The sequence below is a fragment of the uncultured Tepidimonas sp. genome (assembly GCF_938045175.1).
Classification (GTDB): Bacteria; Pseudomonadota; Gammaproteobacteria; order Burkholderiales; family Burkholderiaceae_C; genus Tepidimonas.
The window spans coordinates 1-19,410 of sequence record NZ_CALIND010000125.1; the positions used below are offsets into that span (position 1 = coordinate 1).

The window sequence follows — 19,410 nt, forward strand, 5'->3', positions numbered from 1 at the left end:
GCTGCGGTTGGAGTCTTCCATCAACGAAAAATCTTTGGCCATGGTGGGCTAACCTCCGGGTGAGTGTGGTCGAGAAACCCGGGTATGGTTGACGCCAACGATGACAGCGTGATGAAACCGGTGATTGGCGAAGGCGATAGATGGGCGTTGCCCGCGTTGGCGCCCCTGCTCTGCCGTCGATTGGATCCGTTCGGGCGCTCGCTTGAGCGTATCGTTAGGGTCCACGGTGGCGGTCCTCGCCGCCCGTGCAACGCCACGTGTCCCCGCCCCATCGTATGCTGCGCCCCTCCTTGTTGCGCTCCGACACCCAGCGCGATACCCACAGTTATTACGAAGCCAGCGTGGTACGACCGCCAGCGCTGCCGCCCTTGCACGGAACGCAGCGCGCCGACGTGGTGGTGGTCGGCGGTGGGTTTTCTGGCTTGAGCGCGGCGCTCGAATTGACCGAGCGCGGGCGGCGCGTCGTGTTGCTGGAGGCCGATCGCATCGGCAGCGGGGCCAGTGGCCGCAACGGGGGGCAGGCCATCGTCGGCTACGCATGTGGCATGGCGCCATTCGAGGCGCAACTGGGTCGTGAAGCCGCGCGGCAAGCGTGGGCGCTGTCGCTGCAGGCGGTCGATCTGATCGAAGAGCGCATCCAGCGCTACCGCATCGACTGCGAATGGCGGCGCGGCTACCTCTACGTGGCCGACCGACCGCGCAAGGCGCGCGCGTTACGGCAGGAAATGGAATCGCTCGAACGGGACTATGGCTTTGCCACCACTTGGGTCGAGGGGGACGCGGTGCGCCAGTACGTGGACAGCCCGCGTTACGTGGCGGCGGCCTACGAAGCGGTATCGGGCCATTTGCACCCGTTGCGCTATGCCCTGGGACTAGCCCGGGCAGCCCAGGAGGCGGGGACCTTGCTGCACGAGCACAGCCCCGTGCGGCGTCTGGAGCGTCGCGGCCCGCGCGTGCAGGCGCACACCGACGCCGGCGTGGTGGAGGCCGACTTTGCCGTGGTGGCGGGCAACTGTCTGCTGCCCGAGTATGGCCCGGGGGTGCTGCCCCCGCGGCTGACGGCCCGCATCATGCCGGTGGGGACGTATATCCTGGCCACCGAGCCGCTGTCGCCCGAGCGGGCACAGTCGCTCATTCCGTGCGGGGCGGCGGTGTGTGACAACAACGTGGTGCTGGACTATTTCCGGCTCAGTGCGGACCACCGGCTGCTCTTTGGCGGACGTGTCAGCTACACCACCATGACGCCGCCGCGCCTGCGCGCCACGCTACAGCAGCGCCTGCAAGCGGTGTTCCCGCAGCTGGCTGGGGTGGCGAGCACGCACCTGTGGGGTGGGTTCGTCGATATCACGATGAACCGCGCGCCCGACTTCGGCCGCGTGGAGGGCAACGTGTATTACCTGCAGGGCTTCAGCGGCCATGGGGTGGCGCTGACCGGGCTGGCCGGGCGGCTGGTGGCCGAGGCCATCACCGCGCAGTCGGAGCGGTTCGACCTCTATACCCGGCTGCGGCATCAGGCGTTTCCCGGCGGGCCCTGGCTGCGCACGCCGGTGCTGGCGCTGGGCATGGCGTGGCACCGGCTGCGCGACGCGCTGGGTTGAGCCGTGCGCGGGGGCGGCGGGCGGCGACAATCGAGGCCATGAACGTCCTTGCGCCGATGCCGTCCGCCGATACGCCCCCTGCGGGCGACCCCTGGTATCTGTTGCAGGCCTACGAGGCCGAGCGGGCGCTGTGGCCCGCGCTTCCCCGGCTGGCACACCAGGCGCAGTTCGTCGAGGGGCTGGCCGCATTGCGCGATCACTACGATGCCTTTTTGTTCGATGCATTTGGCGTGCTCAACGTCGGCCAGCGGGCGATCGCCGGCGCGGCGCAGGCGCTGGCCACTTTGCGCCGAGCGGGCGTGCCGTTTCGCATCGTCAGCAATGCGGCCAGCATCCCCAAACCGGCGTTGGTGGCGCGCTACCGGGCCATGGGTTTCGATCTGACAGAGACCGACTGGATCACCAGCCGTGACGTGACGGCCGAGGCGCTGCACGCGTGTCCGGGTCACTGGCGCTGGGCGGTCGTCGCACCGCCCGGGGCCGACTGGCACGACCTGCCGCTGGCCCAGGCGCGCCGCTGCGACGGCCCGCTGCGCGACGGCGACGATGCGGTGCTGTTTTTGGCCGCCCAAGGCTGGGATGAAGCGGCGCAAGCCCGGCTGGAGGGCAGCCTGCGCGCCCAACCGCGCCCGGTGTGGGTGGCCAACCCCGACCTCATCTCACCGTGGGAAGGGGGCTGGGTGCGCGAGCCTGGCGGTTGGTGCGCGGGGCTGGAGGCGCGCACCGGCGCCGGGGTGCACCGGGTAGGAAAGCCGTTCGGTGCCATTTTTGAGCACGCGCTGGCCAGTCTGCCGGTGGCGCTGCCGCGCACCCGCGTGCTGATGCTGGGCGACACGTTGCACACCGATGTGTTGGGTGCGCTGGCGGCGGGCCTGCATGCCGCGCTGGTCACGGGTGCGGGCGCGAGCACGGGGCTCGACGTGGCGCGTGCAAGCGACCTGACGGGCATCGTGCCGCATTGGGTGCTGCCCGCCCTGGGAGCGACGAGCGTCCCGGCCGCCTCAGCCGCCCGCCACGCGTAGCGCCTCGCGCACGGCTGTGACGATGCGCTGGGCAGCGGGGGCGATTTGGCTGGGCTGGGCGTAGCCGTAGCCAATCAGCAAGCCGCGCAGGTCGCGCCGCTGCAGGGTGTAGGCCGACAGCGGCCGCACCGAAATCCCCTGTGGGGCCAGGGCCTCGGCGATGGCGGCGTCGTTCAGCGCAGGTGGCAGGCGCACACACAGGTGCAAGCCTTGTGCCGCACCGGTGATGTGCACGCCGGGCTCTTGCAACAGGGGTTCCAGCGCCCGCAGCAATTGGGCGCGCCGGTCGGCGTAGGTCTGGCGCGAGCGGCGCAGCGCCGCGGCGAAGTGCCCCATCTCGATGAACTCCGCCAGCGCCGCCTGCAGCGGGAGTTGGCCTGGGCGGTGCAGGTCGTAATGCGCCTGGCGGAAGGCCTCCACCAAACCCCGCGGGGCGACCAGATACCCGAGCTTGATGCCCGGATACAACACCTTGGAAAACGTCCCCAGGTAGCACACGCGGCCATCGTCGTCCAGCCCCGCGAGCGACGCGATCGGCGCGCCGTCGAAGCGAAATTCGCTGTCGTAGTCGTCCTCCAGTATCCACGCCCCGGCGCGCGCCGCCTGTGCCAGCAGCTCGCGCCGCCGCGCCAGCGACATGACGGCACCCGTTGGGTACTGGTGCGATGGCGTCACGTAAATCAGGCGCGGCGCGGGGCCGCTGGCCGCGGCTGGGTTGAGCCCCTCGCCGTCCACGGGCACCGGCAGCCACTGCAAGCCGCAGGCGGTGAACGCCTTGATCGCACCCCAGTAGGCCGGGTCTTCGATCCACACACCGTCGCCCACATCGGCCAGCAGCCATGCACACAGCTCCAGTGACTGCTGCGTGCCCGTGGTGATGAGCACTTGCTCCGCATCCAGGCGCACGCTGCGCGAGACGCGCAAATAGTCCGCCACCGCGCGCCGCAGCGGCCCGTAGCCGCCGGAGGCGGTGTAGTCCAACATCTCCGGGCGCGCACTGCGCCAGTGCCGGTTTTGCAGCCGCTGCCACAGCGCCACCGGAAAGGCGCTGAAGTCGGCCGGACCGGGGGTGAACGGTTGGATTTCCAGTTCGCGTGCACCGAAGCACTCGGCGAGTACCCGCCCGCGCGCCGACAGCCCGGGCAGCCGAGCATCGTCGCGCGTGCGCGCACGCCGGCTGGATGGGGCTGGCGGGGGCAGCTGGTCGTGCACATAAGTGCCGCTGCCCACGCGGCTGACCAAATACCCCTCAGCGCCCAGCTGTTCCAATGCCGCCACCACGGTGTTGCGCGACAGTCCGAGGTCTTGCGCGAGCTCTCGGCTGGAGGGCAGCCGATCCCCCGCCGACAAGCGCCCGTCGAGCATCGCGCGCCGCAGCGCCTCGTACAGGCGGCGATTCAGCGGCAAGCCGCCGTGGGGCCCCGCCGGCCCGTCGGGGCGCGCCATCTCGGTCAACAAAAAATCGGCCAGCAGCGTCGAAGATTGCGTCATGGGGTCGGGGGCGGCCCAGTCACGAAGTGGCACCACGCCATGGGGGCAAGTGGCACCCATTGTGCACCCAATCGGCCCGCAGAATGAACCGTAACATGATCGACATCGCTTCTGATCCCTTCGTTTGGATGCCGGCAGACCACCGTCTGTTGGGTGACCACGGGCGCGCGATGCCGTTTTTGCTGCTCGGCGACAAGTATGCGCGGGCGGTCAAGTTTGGCGCGCAGGCGCAGCCTGTCATGTTTCCGCTCGCCAGTGCGGACGAGGTGCCGGCGCTGCTGTCGCTGGTCGATGGCGTGGTACTCACGGGCTCGCCGTCCAATGTCCATCCGCGCCACTTCGGCGAAGCGGTCGCCGACCCCTCGCTGCCGCTGGACGAGGCGCGCGACGAGGTGACGCTGGCCGTGGTGCGCCACGCGCTGGCGGCGGGCATCCCGCTGTTGGGCATCTGTCGCGGCTTTCAAGAGATCAACGTCGCGCTGGGTGGCAGCTTGCACCAGGCGGTGCACACCCTACCCGGCCACCTGGACCACCGCGAGCCCAAAGGCGCGCCCATCGACGAGCAGTACGCCCCGCGCCACGACGTCACGCTGCAACCCGGCTCGCTGCTGCACGGCCTGGCGGGGGGCGCCCCGGTAGTGCGCGTCAATTCGCTGCACGGGCAGGGCATCCGGCGCTTGGCGCCGGGGCTGCGTGCGGTGGCACACGCGCCCGATGGGCTCATCGAGGCCGTCGAGTTCACCGACGCGCGTGCCTTTGCGCTGGCGGTGCAGTGGCACCCCGAGTGGCGCTATGGGGACAACCCCGTGTCGAGCGCCATCTTTCGCGCCTTTGGCGAGGCGCTGCGTCAGCGGCGTCAGCGCCGGGCGGCCGACGCGCGCGCGTTTGCTGCCGCCCCGGAACTCCCCTGAGCGGTTGACCAGGGCCCGGGGTTGTGCCCGCCGCGCGTTCGGCGCCAGAATCACCGGGTCATCCCAGCGGGGTGGTGGCCCCTCGACGCGCCGCCACCCGATCCGGGACCACGGAGCAACCCATGAGCAGTTCCAAACACCTCAAATCCTTCAACGAACTCGAACAATGGCTCAACGAGCGCCGCGTTACCGAGGTCGAGTGCCTGGTGCCCGACCTGACCGGTGTGGCGCGCGGCAAGATCCTGCCGCGCGAGAAGTTCACCGAGGACCGCGGCATGCGCTTGCCACAGGCCATCGTGGCCATGAGCGTGACCGGCGAGCAGCCCAAGAGTGGGCCGTACTACGACGTCATCGAGCCCACCGACCGCGACATGCAACTGCGCCCGGATCCCACGACGGCGCGCATCGTGCCGTGGGCCAGTGATCCGACCGCGCAAGTCATCCACGACTGCTTCGACCACAGCGGCAAGCTCATCCCGTATGCGCCGCGTAGCGTGCTGCGCCACGTCTGTGGCCTGTACGAGGCGATGGGCCTAGAGCCCGTGGTCGCACCCGAGCTCGAGTTTTACCTGACCGCGCGCAACACCGACCCCAACACGCTGCTGCACCCGCCGATTGGCCGCAGCGGCCGCGCCGAAACGTCGCGCCAGGCCTACTCCATCGACGCCGTCAACGAGTTCGATCCCCTGTTCGAGGAGATCTACGACTACTGCGACAAGATGGAGCTCAACGTCGATACCCTCATCCACGAGGTCGGCGCCGGGCAGATGGAGATCAACTTCTTTCACTCGCACCCGCTGGCGCTGGCCGACGAGGTGTTTCTCTTCAAGCGCACGGTGCGCGAAGCCGCGCTGCGCCATGACATGTACGCCACTTTCATGGCCAAGCCGATCGCCGGCGAGCCGGGCAGCGCGATGCACATTCACCAAAGCATCGTCGACAAGGATACCGGGCGCAACATTTTCAGCAATGAGGATGGCAGCCCCTCGGAGGCGTTCTACCACTACATCGGCGGGCTGCAGCGCTACATCCCGGCCGCCATGGCGCTGGTGGCTCCCTATGTCAACAGCTACCGGCGCTTGGCGCGGCATACCGCCGCGCCCATCAACATCGAGTGGGGGCACGACAACCGCACCGTCGGCATTCGCTCGCCGATCTCGCAGCCGCAGGCGCGCCGGCTGGAAAACCGCGTCATCGGCGCCGACGCCAACCCCTACATCGCCATGGCGATGACGCTGGCGTGCGGCTATTTGGGCCTGGTCAACAAAATCAAGCCCAAGCCCGAGATGCGCGGCGACGCCTACCTGTCGGCCTATGCGCTGCCGCGCAGCTTGGGCGAAGCGCTGGACTGGCTGCGCCGGGAGCCCGACCTGCACCACGTGCTGGGCGAGGACTTCATCACCATCTACACCGAGATCAAGGAACTCGAGTTCGAGGAGTTCATGAAAGTGATCTCGCCCTGGGAGCGTGAGCACCTACTGCTGCACGTCTGAACCGCCCGATCCACCGAGGAGCCTGCCGCCATGAACGCCCCCGCCGATACCGCCACCCTCTCGAGCGACCCCACGCGCACGCTGCAGGCCCTCGACAGCGCGCACTACCTGCACCCCTTCACCGACCATCAGGCGCTGGCGGCCAAGGGCGCGCGCGTCATCACCCGCGCCGAGGGCATCTATATCTGGGACTCGCAGGGGCACCGCATTCTGGACGGCATGAGTGGGCTGTGGTGTGTCAACGCCGGCTACGGCCGGCGCGAGCTGGCCGATGCCGCGTACCGGCAAATGCTGACGCTGCCGTTTTACAACACCTTTTTCCAGACCACGACCGAGCCCCCGGTGCGGCTGGCCGCGCGCCTGAGCGAGCTGGCCCCACCGGTGGACGGGCGGCGTTTCAGCCACGTGTTCTTCACCAGCAGCGGCTCGGAGGCCAACGACACCAACGTGCGCCTGGTGCGCCGGTACTGGGACCTGATGGGCCAGCCGCAGCGCAAGGTCATCATCAGCCGCTGGAATGCCTACCACGGTTCGACCGTCGCCGCCGCTTCGCTGGGCGGCATGACCGGCATGCACGAGCAAGGCGACCTGCCCATTCCCGGCATCGTGCACATCCAGCAGCCGTACTACTGGGACCTGCGCGAGCCAGGCGAGACGCCAGCCGACTTTGGCCGGCGCGCCGCGCGCTGGCTGGAGGAGAAAATCCTCGAAGTCGGCCCGGACAAGGTGGCGGCCTTCATCGCCGAGCCGGTGCAGGGCGCCGGCGGCGTCATCATCCCGCCCGAGACGTACTGGCCCGAGATCCAGCGCATCGTCGAGCGGTACGGCATTTTGCTCATCTCGGACGAAGTCATCTGCGCGTTCGGCCGCCTCGGGCATTGGTTTGCCTACGAGCGCTTCGGTACCAAGCCGGACTTGGTGACATTTGCCAAAGGGGTGACCAGCGGCTACATCCCGCTGGGGGGCGTGCTCGTCAATGAGCGCGTGGCGCAGGTGCTGGCCGCCGGCGGCGAGTTCACCCACGGCTACACCTACAGCGGCCATCCGGTGGCGTGTGCCGTGGGGCTGGCCAACCTCGACCTGATGCAGCGCGAGGGCCTGCCCGAGCGCGTGCGCACCGACACCGGCCCCTATCTGGCCGAGCGCTTTGCGACATTGGCCGACCATCCGCTGGTGGGCGTGACCGAGACCTGCGGCATGGTCGCGGGCCTCATTCTGGTGCGCGACAAGGCGACGCTGGCGCGTTTTGCCGAAGAATGGGCGGTCGGCATGACGTGCCGCGGGCATTGCTTCGACACCGGCGTGGTCATGCGCGCGGTGGGCGACCGCATGATCATCGCGCCGCCGCTGGTGATGACGCGTGCCGACATCGACGAGATGATCGGCTTGATCCGCCGTGCGTTGGACGCGACGCTGGCGGATTTGCAACGCCAGGGCAAAATTGGATAGCGTCTGCCCTAGAATCCCCACTCGGCATGGTGGGGCTCGAGGCTGCTGCCGATCTGGCCCGCAATGTGCTTGTTTGGCAAACCCGTCGATCCTTCTCACGAATTCTGGACAGGAGTGTGGACATGAAGAAGCGCTTGTTGGCCCTAGCGATGGCGGCTGCGTTCGTCGCCGGCTGTGGCAAGAAAGAAGAGCCCGTCGCCCAACCGACACCGGCGCCCGCACCCGCGGTGGCCCAAGCCCCGGCCGGCCCCGTGCTCGATGACGAGAAAGTGCTCAACATCTATAACTGGCCGGATTACATTCCGGACGGCATGCTCGAGGCTTTCGAGAAGGAAACGGGCATCAAGGTCAACTACGACACGTTCGAGACCAACGAGGCGCTGCACGCCAAGCTGGTGGCGGGCAACACCGGCTACGACATCGTCGTGCCCGGCAGCGTGTTCGCCAAGCCGCAGATCGAAGCCGGCATGTTCCAACCGCTGGACAAGGCCAAGATCCCCAACTACGGTAACCTCGACGCGGGCGTCATGAAGGTGCTCGAGCGCGTCGATCCGGGCAACCAACACCTGGTGCCGTGGGCGTGGAGTTTCACGACGGTGGGCATCAACAAGCAAAAGGTCGAGAAGGCGCTGGGCGGCATGCCGATGCCAGAGAACGCCTGGGACCTGGTGTTCGACCCCAAGTACACCGCCAAGCTCAAGTCGTGCGGCATCGCCTACCTCGATTCGCCCACCGAAATCATTCCGGTGGCGCTGCACTACATCGGCAAGGATGCCTACTCCAACGACCCGGCCGACTACAAGGCCGCGGTGGACATGCTCATGAAGGTGCGCAAAGACATCCGCATCTTCAGCTCGACCATGATCGACGATATTGCCAGCGGCAAGGCGTGCGCCGTCATCGGCTGGGCGGGTGACATCAACATCGCCGCCGGGCGCGCGGCCGAGACCGGCTCCAAGGACGAGATCGTCGCGCTGCTGCCCTCCACCGGGGCGTTGGCCTTCTTCGACACCATGGCGATCCTCAAGGACGCCAAGCACCCCAACAACGCACACGCGTTCATCAACTTCTTCCTCAAGCCGGAAAACGCCGCTGCCATGGCCAACGAGATGGGCTACAACACCGGCAACACGAAGGGTCGCGATCTGATCAAGCCCGAGGTGGCCAACAACCCGTCGATCTTCCCGCCGGCGGACTACATGCCCAAGTTGATCCAGCCCAGCAGCTTCACCAACGAAGCGCGCGAGGCGATGGCGTCGGCCTACAACGCGTTCAAGCGCGGCAAGTAAACGCGCCCAAACGGTGTGCGGATGCACCACCGATGAGCACCGGGCTGTTCGTGCCGAGGGTATGAACAGCCCGTTTTCTTTCTCTGACCGACCCCTGGGTCGCGTGACCCGCAGGAGTGTGATCCGTCATGGCCGAACCGTCCCGTGCTCCCGCTGAACGGGAAAACTACTTGGTCACCGAAAAGCTCGTCAAGCGCTTCGACGAGGCGCTGGCCGTTGACGAGGTGTCGTTGTCGGTGCGCAAGGGAGAAATCTTTGCGCTGCTGGGCAGCTCGGGCTGCGGCAAATCCACCCTGCTGCGCATGTTGGCGGGGTTCGAGACCCCGACTTCCGGGCGCATCCTGCTCGGCGGGCAGGACGTCGCCGGTCTGCCCCCGTATGAGCGGCCGGTCAACATGATGTTTCAGAGTTACGCGCTCTTTCCGCATCTGGACATCTGGGAAAACGTCGCCTTCGGCCTCAAGCGCGAGGGGCTGCCCAAGGCCGAAATCGACAAGCGCGTGAGCGACATGCTGGCGCTGGTGCAACTGAGCGCGTACGCACGACGCAAGCCGCACCAGCTCTCGGGTGGGCAGCAGCAGCGCGTGGCGCTGGCGCGCAGTCTGGCCAAGCGGCCCAAGCTGCTGCTGCTCGATGAGCCGCTGGGGGCGCTGGACAAAAAACTGCGCGAGCAGACCCAGTTCGAGCTCGTCAACATCATCGAGCAGGTGGGCGTGACCTGCGTCATGGTCACGCACGACCAGGAAGAGGCCATGACCATGGCCAGCCGTATCGCGGTCATGAGCAAGGGCCGGGTATTGCAGATCGGCACCCCGCAGGAAATGTACGAGTTTCCGGCCAATCGCTTCGTGGCCGACTTCATCGGCAGCGTCAATCTGTTCGACGGCACACTCAGCATCGATGAGCCCGACCACTGCGCTGTGTCCACCCCGTTGGGCGTCATCCACGTCGGGCACGGCACCACTGGCACCGTCGGGATGCCCATCAGCGTCGCGGTGCGGCCAGAAAAGATCGAGATCGCCAAGACCCGACCCGAGGGCGTGCCGTGCAACCTGTTTCAGGGCCGGGTCAAAGAGATTGCCTACTTCGGCTCGTACAACAGCTACATCGTCGTCACACCGCAGGGACAAAAAGTCAAGATCACCGAAGCCAATACCTCGCGCCACGACCTGTCCGACATCACCTGGGAGGACGAGGTTTGGTTCTGGTGGAACGACACTGCTGGTGTCGTGCTGCGCGACTGACCGCGGCGCATGTCCGCATCCCCACTGCCTGCGCCATCATGAGTCACCCCTCCACCCCCGAGCGCGCCGCGCCGCTGCCGATGCCCGGGCGGCGTTTCGTCATTGCCGTGCCGTTTGGCTGGCTGACGGTCTTTTTTGCACTGCCGTTCCTGATCCTGCTCTACATCAGCTTCGTCGACATGGGTGACGGCATCGACCCGTTCCAGCCCTTGTGGGACGCTGAAACCGGCGTGCTGCGCTTGAAGTACGAAAACTACTGGAGCATCTTCAAAGCGCAGTGGGACGGTCCGCTGTTTCAGACGCTGTACGTCGAAGCGTACGCGCGCTCGCTGCTGTATGCGGCCATCACGGCGACGCTGTGCCTCGTGATCGGGTATCCGTTTGCGTATTTCATCGCCCGCAGCGCGCCCGCGGTGCGCCCGGCGCTGCTATTGCTGGTGATGCTGCCGTTTTGGACCTCTTTTCTGCTGCGCGTCTACGCCTGGAAGGGCATTTTGGCCGACGCGGGCATCCTCAACCGCGCGCTCATGGCGCTGGGCGTGATCGATGAGCCGCTGCACCTGCTCTACACCAACGTGTCGATGCTGGTGGGCATGACGTATGTGTACTTGCCCTTCATGGTGCTGCCGCTGTACGCCAACCTGGTCAAGATGGACTGGCGGCTGCTCGAGGCCGCCTACGACCTGGGTGCCACGCCCTGGAAGGCGTTCTGGTTGGTGACGGTGCCGCTGTCCAAGGCCGGCATCATCGCGGGCTTCATGCTGGTGTTCATCCCGTCGGTGGGCGAGTTCGTCATCCCCTCGCTGCTGGGCGGCCCGGAGAACCTGATGATCGGCCGCGTGGTGTGGGACGAGATGTTTACCGCCAACAACTGGCCGCGGGCCGCGGCGCTGGCGGTGGTCATGATCGCGCTCATCGTCGTGCCGCTGGCCATCTACTACCGCTACAGCGGCGAGCGCGCCGCACACTGAAGGGGAGTCGCCATGACGCGTTGGCTCGGACGCCACTTTAGCAAAGGCTGGTTGCTGCTGGTGTACGCGTTTTTGTACGCCCCGCTGCTGTTCATGATCGTCTTTTCGTTCAACAGCACGCGGCAAGACGCGGTGTTCACCGGCTTCTCGCTGCGCTGGTACGAGGCGCTACTGGCCGACACCAAAATCGTCAACGGGTTCTTCGTGTCGCTCAAAGTGGCGCTGACGACCGGCGTGCTGTCGGCGGTGCTGGGCACGTTCGCCGCCTTCGTGCTGGTGCGCTACCGGCGCTTCTGGGGCCGAACGGTGTTTTCAGGCATGGTCAACGCGCCGCTGGTCATGCCAGAGGTGATCATTGGCCTGTCCCTACTGTTGCTGATGGTAGGCGCGCAAAACGTCTTTGGCTGGCCGCAGCGTGGCATGCTCACCATCGTCCTGGGCCACACGCTCATGGGCATGGCGTATGCCATGGTGGTGGTGCAGTCGCGCCTGCTCGAGATGGACCGCCGCATCGAAGAAGCCGCCATGGACCTGGGTGCGCGCCCGCACCAGGTGTTCTTTCTGGTGACGCTGCCCAACATCGCGCCTGCCGTGCTGGCAGCATTTCTGCTGTCGTTTACGCTGTCGTTCGACGACGTGGTGATCTCGGAGTTTTTGTCGGGCCCCGGTGTCAACACGCTGCCGCAGGTCATCTTCGGCTACGCGCGGCGCGGCATCAACCCCACCATCTACGCCGCGGCCACGATCCTGATTGCAGTGGTGACGGTCGTCATCGTCAGCTACGCGTTGTGGGTGGCGCGCAACACGCGTCGGCGCGAGCGCGAGATCGCAGCCGCCACCCGCGCCTGAGCCCCAACCGTCAGCGTGCCGCATCACCGGGAGGGCCGGTGCGCGATAGGGTCTTGACGCGGCCGTCGCCGCGTCGGGCCCCGCTGTCGCTACCCTTGGCGGCATGATCGACGCCATGCCGGGTTTGCAGCACCGCTACGCCACCGAACTCGCCCCCTTGTGCATCCCGTGGCGGGCGGCACCGGTGCCACAGCCCGCGCTCGTGGTCTTCAATGATGCGCTGGCGGCCGAACTCGGTTGGCCTGCCGAACGGTTGCGCGGGCCCGAGGGCGCGGCCTTGCTGTGTGGTCAAGGGTGGCCGCCAGAGGTGCGCACCGTCGCGCAGGGGTACGCCGGCCACCAGTTCGGCGGCTATGTGCCGCGCCTGGGGGACGGGCGCGCCCTGTTGCTGGGCGAGGTGCTCGACCGCCATCGCCGCCTGCGCGACGTGGCGCTCAAGGGCTCTGGGCGCACCCCCTTTGCGCGCGGCGGTGACGGCAAGGCGGCGCTGGGGCCGATGCTGCGGGAATATCTGATCAGCGAAGCCATGCACGCGTTGGGCGTGCCCACCAGCCGGTCGCTCGCCGTCGTCGCCACCGGTGAGACGATCTGGCGCGAGGTGGACGGCTTGCCCCAGCGTGTGCCGGGCGCGGTGCTGGTGCGCGTGGCGGCGAGCCACATCCGGGTCGGCACCTTTCAGTGGGTGGCGGCCAGTGGGGATGTGGAGCTGCTGCGGCGCTTGGCCGACCACACCTTGCAGCGCCACGACCCCGGGCCGCATGAGCAGCCGTATGTGGCGCTGCTGGAAGGCGCGTGCGAGCGGCAGGCGGCGCTGGTGGCCCAGTGGATGGGGTTGGGCTTCATCCACGGCGTCATGAACACGGACAACATGACGCTCTCCGGCGAGACGATCGACTACGGCCCATGCGCGTTCATGGAGGCGTTCGATCCGCAGACGGTGTTCAGCTCCATCGACCATGGCGGCCGCTACGCCTGGGGCAACCAACCGCGCATGGCGCAGTGGAACCTGGCACGGCTGGCCGAGGCCTTGTTGCCACTGCTGCATCCCGACGAAGAGGCCGCGCTGGCCCTGGCTCAGGCCGCGATCGAGCGCTTTGGCGCGCGCTACCGGCACCATTGGCTGGCGATCATGCGGGCCAAACTGGGCTGGCAAGCGGGTGAGGCGCCGCCGACCGATGCCGCGCTGGACGGCGCAGACCAGGCGCTCATCGACGACTGGCTGCACCTGCTGCACGCGCAAGCGGTGGATTGGACGCTGGCGCACCGGCGCTTGAGCGATTTGGCGGCGGCACTCGATACCCAACCGGCGCGCGCGTCGGCGGCGGCGGCGCAGCCTCTGGCCGCGCTGTTTGCCGATGTGGCGGCGCTGGATGCGTGGCTCACGCGCTGGCAAGCGCGCCTGCAGCGCAACGCGCACGGGTCCCCCACGGACTGGGCGCACGCCATGCGGTGCGTCAACCCGATTTATATCCCGCGCAACCAGCGCGTGGAGGAAGCGCTGCGCGCCGCCAGCGACGAGGGCGATATGGCCCCGTTCGAGGCGCTGCTGTCCGTGGTGCAGCAGCCGTTTGATGAGCGCCCGGGGCTCGAGCGCTATGCCCAACCGGCCGATCCCATGACTGCTCGCCGCTATCGCACCTTTTGCGGCACCTAGGACGGCAGTGTAGGACGACCTGTCACGGGCGCGGAAGCGGACCACCAGTGCGTGCCGCAAGTGGCTGCGCCAGGCGCGCCCGCGCTGCCGTAGGATAGGACGCACCATCCGAAGGAGCCTTGACCATGCCCGAAACCCCCACCCCCGCTGTCACCCCGGCGCTCGATGGCCGCGCTGTCATCGACGGCCGCCGGGTCGAGGCGGCCGACGGCCGCACATTCGACTGCCTTTCGCCCATCGACGGGCGGCTGTTGACCACCGTGGCGCGCGGCGGCCCGGCCGACATCGACGCGGCGGTGGCGGCGGCGCGGCGCGCGTTCGAGGACCGGCGTTGGTGTGGCCAAGCCCCGGCGGCGCGCAAACGCGTGCTCATCCGCCTGGCCGAGCGGCTGCTGGCCCACGCCGACGAGCTGGCGCTGACCGAGACGCTGGACATGGGCAAACCCATCCGTTACGCCAAGAGCGTGGACGTGCACAGCGCGGCCAATTGCATCCGCTGGTACGGCGAGGCGGTGGACAAGATCTACGACGAAATCGCGCCTACTCCACGCACCGCGCTCGCGCTGATCACGCGCGAGCCAGTCGGGGTGGTTGGCATCATCGTGCCGTGGAACTATCCGCTGTTGATGGCGGCGTGGAAAATCGCGCCCGCCCTGGCCGCGGGCAATTCGGTGGTGCTCAAGCCGAGCGAAAAGTCGCCCCTGACCGCGCTGCGCCTGGCCGAGTTGGCGCTGGAGGCCGGCCTGCCGCCCGGCGTGCTCAACGTCGTACCTGGTTACGGGCCCGAGGCGGGCAGTGCCCTGGCCCTGCACATGGATGTCGACGCCATCGCCTTTACTGGCAGCACGCGGGTGGGCAAGCAAATCCACGTCATGGCGGGCCAGAGCAACCTCAAGCGCGCCTGGACCGAGCTGGGCGGCAAGTCACCCAACATCGTGTGTGCCGACTGTCCCGATCTGGACCGGGCGGTCGAGGCCGCCGTCTCCAGCATCTTTTTCAACCAGGGCGAGAGCTGCAACGCACCGTCGCGGCTGTTCGTCGAGGCCAGTATCAAGGAGGCCTTCCTGGAAAAAGCGCTGGCGCTGGTGCCGCGCTACCAGCCCGCCAACCCGCTGGAGCCACAGACGATCATGGGCGCCATTGTCGACCGCATCCAGCTCGACACCGTGCTGCGCTACATCGAGCAGGGCCAGGCCGAAGGCGCACGCCTGCTTGCCGGGGGGCAGGCAGTCGAGCCAGTGCCGGGCGGCTGCTACGTGCAGCCCACGGTCTTCGACGGGGTGACCAATACCATGACCATCGCGCGCGAGGAGATCTTCGGCCCCGTGCTGTCGGTCATCACCTTCACCGACCTGGCCGACGCGGTACGGCAGGCCAACGACAGCATTTACGGCCTACAGGCGGCGGTGTGGACGCGTGACCTCAATAAGGCGCACGCGGTGGCGCGCGCGCTGCGCGCCGGCACGGTGCACGTCAACCAGTCCGACGAGGACGACATCACCGTGCCATTTGGCGGTTTTCGGCAAAGCGGCATCGGGCGTGACAAGTCGCTGCATGCGCTGGATAAATACACCGAACTCAAAACCACCTGGATTCGCATCGACGATCCGCTGTCGGCGTGACAGTCCCGCCCGGGGGTGGGCGCAGTTCGTGTGGGCGTGTCGGCCGCCGCTATCATCCGCAGCGGTCATGACCGACACCGCTGTTGTCCATCACGCCCTCACGCCCGGCCCGGCCTGGTTGCGCTGGGCCGCCCGCTTGCCGCTGCCGCTGCTGCGCACGGTGGGTGCGACCCTGGGCGCGGGGTTGTACCTGTTGGCGCATCGTCGGCGCGCCATCGTGCAGCGCAATCTGGCGTTGTGTTTTCCGCAGGCGTCTGCTGCGCAACGGCGGACCTGGGCGTGGCAAACGTTCATCCATTTCGGCCAGGCGTTTGTGGACCGGGTTTGGCTTTGGCACGCCCCGGCGACGGTCGTGGCGCAGCGCGTGCGGCTGGACGGCGAGTGGGCGGCGCTGGCCGCGCCGGGCCCCCAGTTGTTGTTCGTGCCCCACTTCGTGGGGCTGGACGCGGCGTGGACGCGGCTGACGCAGGCCATCGACCGCCCGTGGGCGGGCTTGTATGCTCCCCAGGTCAACCGCACGCTGGACGCGTGGGTGCGCCAAGGGCGCCAGCGCTTTGGCGCGCCGCAGGTCGTCTCGCGCCGCGAGGGGGTACGCGGCCTGGTGCGCGCACTGCGCGCAGGCAGCGCGGTCTATCTGTTGCCAGACATGGATTTCGGTCCGCGCGAGTCGGTGTTCGTGCCGTTTTTTGGGGTTCCGGCCGCCACCGTTACCTCGCTGCCGCGGCTGGCTGGAGTGGCTCGCGCCCCCGTGCGGCCGGTGGTGGCGCGGCTGGACCGGCATGGCTATCGCGTCTGGGTGGGCGCGGCCTGGGCCGACTACCCCAGCGGCGACGACGTGGCCGACGCGCAGCGCATGAACGCCGAGCTGCAGGCGTGGATCAGCGAAACACCTGGGCAGTACCATTGGTTACATCGGCGCTTCAAGACGCGGCCACCGGGGAGCGCAGGGGTGTATTGAGCCGGCGCCCGTCGCAGAGGGGTTTGGCGGCCGGGGCAATGGGCTAACCTTCGTCGCCGCTGCTGTCCCGTGCATCAAGGCTGGTGGTTTGCTCCCGCGCTTGCGGCCGACGAGGTGCCGCCATTGTTGGCCAAGGCAGGGGTCCAGGCGGCATAACGGTTGCGCCCGCTGCGCTTGGCCCAGTACATCGCCTCATCGGCCTGGTGCAACAGTGTGTCGGCGTCCACGGGCGGTTCTTGCGGGTAATAGGTGACGCCGACACTGGCCGACACCTGCAGCGCCCCAGCGGCATCATCCACTGGCTGCGCCATCGCTTGCAAGATGCGCTGCAACAACGGCTCGGCATCCTGTGGGCGGATCAGATCCGGCAGCAGCAGCACGAATTCGTCACCTCCCAGCCGCACGACAGTGTCCACCTCGCGTACCAGCGCACGCAGCCGCTGTGCCAGCGCAATCAGCAGGCGGTCGCCCGCGGCGTGACCGTGGGTATCATTGATGGCTTTGAAGCCGTCCAGATCCAGCATCACGACCGCCAGGCACGCGCCGTGACGGGCGGTGCGGGCCATCGCCTGCTGCAGCCGGTCGTGTAGCAGCACGCGGTTCCCCAGGCCGGTTAGCGCATCGGTGAGTGCGGTGCGCTGCAGCTCGGCCTCGGTCTGCTTGCGCTGGGTGATGTCGTGGAAAACACCAACGTAGCCCTGCACCTCGCCGCGCGGGTCGCGCATCACGCTGATGGTCATCCAGTTGGCCATCAACGCACCGTCGCGGCGGCGGTTCCAGATTTCGCCCGACCAGTGGCCTTGCGTTTGCAGGGCGTTCCACATGGCGGCAAAAAACGCGCGATCGTGCCGGCCGGAGGCCAGCAGCGACGGGTTGCGCCCCAGGACCTCGTCCGGCGCATAGCCGGTCAGCCGTCCGAAAGCGTCGTTGACGCGCACGATACAACCCTGGGCATCCGTGACCAACACGGCTTCGTGCGTGTAGCGAAAGACCTGCTCGGCCAGGGAGGCGGCGCGCTGGTATTCGTGTAGCGTGCTCAGGTAGGCCAGTATGCCCGCCACCCGCCACGGCGTGCCATCGTCGCCGCGCGCCACCACCTGCCCGCGCAAGAGCGCGGGCACCTCATGACCGTCGCGGTGGCGCAGGCGCAGTTCGCACTCCAGTAGCGGCTGTTGCCCGCTGAGGTGGCGCGCCCACGCGTGCTCGAACAGCGAGCGGTCGGCCGGCGCGATCAAATCCAGCCAGCGCGTCATGTTCAGCGTGGGCAGGGTGGCGACCGAGTGACCCAATACCTGCAAGGCTGGTGGGTCGAGCTGCAGGCGATCGAGGCGCAAGTCCCAATCCCAGCTACCCAGGCCAGCACCCTGCAGCGCCAGCTGCATGCCGTGGGCCGATCGTGCTAGGTGTTGGAGCGACGCTTCGCGCATCTTTAACGCCTGTTGAGCTTGCTGCCATTGCGCGGTGGCCCATTGTGCCCGGCGGCGAAGCCCCAGCGCGGCCGTGATCAAGACCGCCACCACCGCGCCGAGTGCCATCACGGCAGCCAGCAGCCACAGCTCTTTGCGCTGCGTTTGTGCCAGGGTGTCGGGCTGGCGTTCTTCGGCCACCCGTCGTTCAGACAGCAGGTTGATGTTCTGAAAGTGCTGCTGCCGCGGCTCGACCACGGAGCGGCCATAGAGCAAGGCGGCCGCCTCGTTGGCATCGACGATGCGCCCGCTGTCGGGTTCGATCCACAGCATGGGCACCCCCTGGTAGCGGAAGACGTCGCCAAAAGCGACCTGATCCGCCGGGGGTGTGCTCGGTCCGCCCAAGGCCGGGACCAGCACGCCCAGCGTGCCCAAGCAACTCGCGACGGCCAGCCAGCGCCGCAAACGGTGCATAGGCTCTCCAAGATCGGCGCCGCGCACGGCAAGGGCGTGCGGGCTCGGCAGGTTATTCGCCGCTGCGAGTTTTGCAGGTGTTGATGCCAAAAATGGCGTACGGCGGACACCAGCCGATGAGCCCCGTGGCCAGCGGGACGATGCCGATCCAGCCCCAGACACCGACGGTGCCGGTGGCAGCCAGCGCGATCAAGAGGAGGCCAATGGCGATGCGAAGAATGCGGTCGATGCCGCCGACGTTACGGGTCATGATGGAGGCTCCTTTGGGTACGACGGGGTTTAGATAAGCTAACGATACCCCACAATGTACGTCAGCCATTTGACGATTGGCAACTCCCGCAAGTGAGCCGGGTTTCGAAATCGCCAATGATGGTTCCACGTGAAACGCTCGGACCATCTCAGGCAGGCTCAACCTCCCATCCCTCCACATTACGCGTGGTGCTGCTGAACTCCACGCCCAGCAGCCAGATGGGGCGGCCGTCGGCGCGGTATTTGTCGGCGTAGCCCCGCTGCCGCAGCTGCGCCATCGCCTCGCCCGTGGGTTGGTCGCCATCGATGCGCTTGAACTCCATGATGACGATGGCCTGCGGCAGTTTGAGCGTCAAGTCGATGCGGCCTTGGTTCGTGACGTCTTCCGGGGTGAGATCGAGCCCGAGGCTGGCCAGGTGCGAGTAGAAGACGCTGGCCCAGTAGCCCTCGTAGTGCAGCACGGGAATCGCCCGGTACCAGTCGGCCGGGATTCTGGCAAAGAGCGACTCGAAGTGCGTGCGCAGGGCAGTCCAATCAAGCGCGAACCACTTCTTCAGAAGCGGCAGCGGCTGCGTGGGCACCTGCGGTGGCACCCAGGCGCGCAGCAGCGCCTGGTTGAAAGCGCTTTCCACCTCGCGGTTGGGATAGCCCAGTTGGTACTGCACGAGTCCCCCGAGCCGCTCCACGCCGGTGATGGTGAGATAGCCCGTCTGCCACAGCAGCGCTTCCG

At 67.5% G+C, this 19,410-nt stretch carries 16 protein-coding genes; 12 read left to right on the forward strand and 4 right to left on the reverse strand.

The features are described from left to right. Positions 1-275 precede the first annotated feature (275 nt). Both Q0716_RS06625 and Q0716_RS06630 read left to right on the forward strand, forming a co-directional pair. On the forward strand, positions 276-1,598 hold the full coding sequence (locus tag Q0716_RS06625) for an FAD-binding oxidoreductase (protein WP_299021137.1): 1,323 nt from the start codon (positions 276-278) through the stop codon (positions 1,596-1,598). A 38-nt stretch (positions 1,599-1,636) separates the two neighbouring features. Next, positions 1,637-2,620 carry an HAD hydrolase-like protein gene (locus tag Q0716_RS06630; protein WP_299021139.1) on the forward strand — a complete coding sequence of 328 codons (984 nt, stop codon included), beginning with the start codon at positions 1,637-1,639 and terminating at the stop codon, positions 2,618-2,620. On the opposite strand, the gene Q0716_RS06635 is transcribed toward Q0716_RS06630, so the two are convergent. Continuing rightward, the gene (locus Q0716_RS06635) at positions 2,600-4,093 is read right to left on the reverse strand and encodes a PLP-dependent aminotransferase family protein (protein WP_366139723.1); all 1,494 of its coding nucleotides are present in this window, start codon (positions 4,091-4,093) and stop codon (positions 2,600-2,602) included. The genes Q0716_RS06630 and Q0716_RS06635 overlap by 21 nt on opposite strands. A 113-nt stretch (positions 4,094-4,206) precedes the next feature. Between Q0716_RS06635 and Q0716_RS06640 the strand changes: the two genes are divergently transcribed. The 10 genes from Q0716_RS06640 to Q0716_RS06685 all read left to right on the forward strand — a co-directional run bounded on the left by Q0716_RS06640 (position 4,207) and on the right by Q0716_RS06685 (position 16,551). Continuing rightward, positions 4,207-5,022 carry a gamma-glutamyl-gamma-aminobutyrate hydrolase family protein gene (locus Q0716_RS06640; protein ID WP_299021144.1) on the forward strand — a complete coding sequence of 272 codons (816 nt, stop codon included), beginning with the start codon at positions 4,207-4,209 and terminating at the stop codon, positions 5,020-5,022. 122 nt (positions 5,023-5,144) lie between these two features. Then, the gene (locus Q0716_RS06645; RefSeq protein WP_299021147.1) at positions 5,145-6,515 is read left to right on the forward strand and encodes a glutamine synthetase family protein; all 1,371 of its coding nucleotides are present in this window, start codon (positions 5,145-5,147) and stop codon (positions 6,513-6,515) included. Positions 6,516-6,545: 30 nt separating this feature from the next. Beyond that, a complete protein-coding gene (locus Q0716_RS06650) occupies positions 6,546-7,964 on the forward strand; it encodes an aspartate aminotransferase family protein (protein WP_299021153.1) in 1,419 nt (472 codons plus the stop codon). A 122-nt stretch (positions 7,965-8,086) separates the two neighbouring features. Beyond that, a complete protein-coding gene (locus Q0716_RS06655) occupies positions 8,087-9,253 on the forward strand; it encodes an extracellular solute-binding protein (protein WP_299021156.1) in 1,167 nt (388 codons plus the stop codon). 128 nt (positions 9,254-9,381) lie between these two features. Then, entirely contained in the window at positions 9,382-10,497 is a 1,116-nt protein-coding gene (gene potA / locus Q0716_RS06660; protein WP_299021159.1) for a polyamine ABC transporter ATP-binding protein, read from the forward strand. A gap of 38 nt (positions 10,498-10,535) precedes the next feature. Beyond that, the gene (locus Q0716_RS06665) at positions 10,536-11,468 is read left to right on the forward strand and encodes an ABC transporter permease subunit (RefSeq protein ID WP_299021162.1); all 933 of its coding nucleotides are present in this window, start codon (positions 10,536-10,538) and stop codon (positions 11,466-11,468) included. 12 nt (positions 11,469-11,480) lie between these two features. Next, positions 11,481-12,317, forward strand: a complete 837-nt coding sequence (locus tag Q0716_RS06670) for an ABC transporter permease subunit (RefSeq protein ID WP_299021165.1) — start codon at positions 11,481-11,483, stop codon at positions 12,315-12,317. A 103-nt stretch (positions 12,318-12,420) separates the two neighbouring features. Continuing rightward, on the forward strand, positions 12,421-13,971 hold the full coding sequence (locus Q0716_RS06675) for a protein adenylyltransferase SelO (RefSeq protein WP_299021168.1): 1,551 nt from the start codon (positions 12,421-12,423) through the stop codon (positions 13,969-13,971). A gap of 125 nt (positions 13,972-14,096) precedes the next feature. Continuing rightward, positions 14,097-15,593, forward strand: coding sequence for an aldehyde dehydrogenase (locus Q0716_RS06680; RefSeq protein WP_299021171.1), 1,497 nt, complete (start codon positions 14,097-14,099; stop codon positions 15,591-15,593). Positions 15,594-15,660: 67 nt separating this feature from the next. Beyond that, complete coding sequence (locus Q0716_RS06685) at positions 15,661-16,551, forward strand: lipid A biosynthesis acyltransferase (RefSeq protein WP_299021174.1); 891 nt, start codon at positions 15,661-15,663, stop codon at positions 16,549-16,551. A gap of 74 nt (positions 16,552-16,625) precedes the next feature. Here the strand turns inward: Q0716_RS06685 and Q0716_RS06690 are convergent, their stop codons facing one another. From Q0716_RS06690 to Q0716_RS06700, 3 genes are all read right to left on the reverse strand, one after another. Further along, complete coding sequence (locus tag Q0716_RS06690; RefSeq protein WP_299021177.1) at positions 16,626-18,431, reverse strand: sensor domain-containing diguanylate cyclase; 1,806 nt, start codon at positions 18,429-18,431, stop codon at positions 16,626-16,628. Positions 18,432-18,483: 52 nt separating this feature from the next. Then, complete coding sequence (locus Q0716_RS06695) at positions 18,484-18,681, reverse strand: DUF2892 domain-containing protein (protein WP_299021180.1); 198 nt, start codon at positions 18,679-18,681, stop codon at positions 18,484-18,486. Between the two features lie 148 nt (positions 18,682-18,829). Further along, positions 18,830-19,410, reverse strand: a 581-nt coding sequence (locus Q0716_RS06700) for a PD-(D/E)XK nuclease domain-containing protein (protein ID WP_299021181.1), incomplete at its 5' end; no start/stop codon positions are given.